Genomic DNA, 1,326 nt, shown 5'->3' with positions numbered 1-1,326 from the left:
GGGGGTACAACCTGATAACATCCTTTACACATTACCCCAAATACATCGTTTACATTTTTCTTTAAACTGATTGCCAAAATCTGTAACGGAGAATGGCAATGCCTTGGAAAGAGACGAATGTAATGGAACAACGAGTGATGTTCATCAACGCGTGGTTGTCCCGACGTTATACTAAAATTCAACTGTGTGAGCAGTTTAATATCAGCCGACTACTGCTGATAAATGGATTAAACGCCACGAGCAGGTGGGCTTTGACGGTTTGAGAGAGCTTTCTCGTAAACCACTCCACAGCCCGAATGCCACTCCACAATAGATTGTTGAGTGGCTCATTGCCGAGCGGCTTAAACGCCCTGATTAGGGGGCGAAAAAGTTGCTCGACTACTTTGCTTTAACTTATCCATCCGTCAAACGACCGGCGGATAGTACCGGCGATTTAATTTTGGCTCGTACTGGCTTGGTTGAGCCTCGCAAGCGTAAACGCAGAACTTCTGCTGATACCATGCCTTTCGGTAATTGCCTTGAAGCCAATGCCGTTTGGTGTACCGATTTCAAAGGCGAGTTTGCACTCGGCAACAAACAGCTTTGTTACCCGCTCACCGTAACGGATTTATTTAGCCATCACTTGTTTGCCTGCGAAAGCTTTTCCAGTACCAGGGCTTGCAATGTGTTTACCGTTTTCGACCGCTTGTTTAGTGAGTTTGGACTGCCGTGGTCAATCCGTTCTGATAACGGCACACCTTTTGCTTCAATGGCATTAGGTGGTATTAGTCGGCTCTCTAAATGGTGGATTGACCTCGGTATTCGTCCGCAACGAATTAAGCCCTCGCATCCTGAACAAAACGGGCAACACGAGCGAATGCATCGTAGCCTGAAAGCTTTCTTGCTTAAACGCCCAAACAGCGTGAAGCAGACATTAAGTGAACAACAAGCCGTTTTTGACGATTTTCGCCAAGAATACAACAACATCCGTTCACACGAAGGACTCAATCGCCAATGTCCTGCCAAGCTTTACCAACCGTCTAAGCAGCAGTACGCCGGCAAGATTGAGCCTTATGAATATGAAGCTCATCAAATCCTTCGCCAAGTGAAACAAAGCGGCGAAATTAAGTGGCAAGGTAAAACTTATTACCTTAGCCAAGTGTTAGCCAAAGAACCGATTGCTTTTGAGCCTTATGCAGACGGTATTTGGCGGATTTATTACCGATTTTTGCTCTTGGGTGAGTTTCACGAACGAGAACAAAAAATCGTGTCATTGACTCAATGGCACTCAAACGCGATGTAAACGATCTCCTTAGGGAGAAATGTAAATGATGTTTGTGTTTTACA

At 45.4% G+C, this 1,326-nt stretch carries 2 protein-coding genes; one reads left to right on the top strand and one right to left on the bottom strand.

The window, feature by feature from the left end; genetic code table 11:
* Window positions 1–182: hypothetical protein (locus HMPREF0027_RS12270; protein WP_208853670.1), on the bottom strand; the 182-nt coding region annotated here is incomplete at its 3' end.
* Between the two features lie 188 nt (window positions 183–370).
* Between HMPREF0027_RS12270 and HMPREF0027_RS11190 the strand changes: the two genes are divergently transcribed.
* On the top strand, window positions 371–1,282 hold the full coding sequence (locus HMPREF0027_RS11190; RefSeq protein ID WP_005625410.1) for a DDE-type integrase/transposase/recombinase: 912 nt from the start codon (window positions 371–373) through the stop codon (window positions 1,280–1,282).
* Window positions 1,283–1,326: the final 44 nt, after the last annotated feature.

Origin of the sequence: Actinobacillus ureae ATCC 25976, from assembly GCF_000188255.1 — a bacterium.
Lineage (GTDB): Bacteria > Pseudomonadota > Gammaproteobacteria > Enterobacterales > Pasteurellaceae > Actinobacillus > Actinobacillus ureae.
Note: the sequence above shows the minus strand (reverse complement) of the source record. Positions and strands in the feature narration are given on the sequence as shown.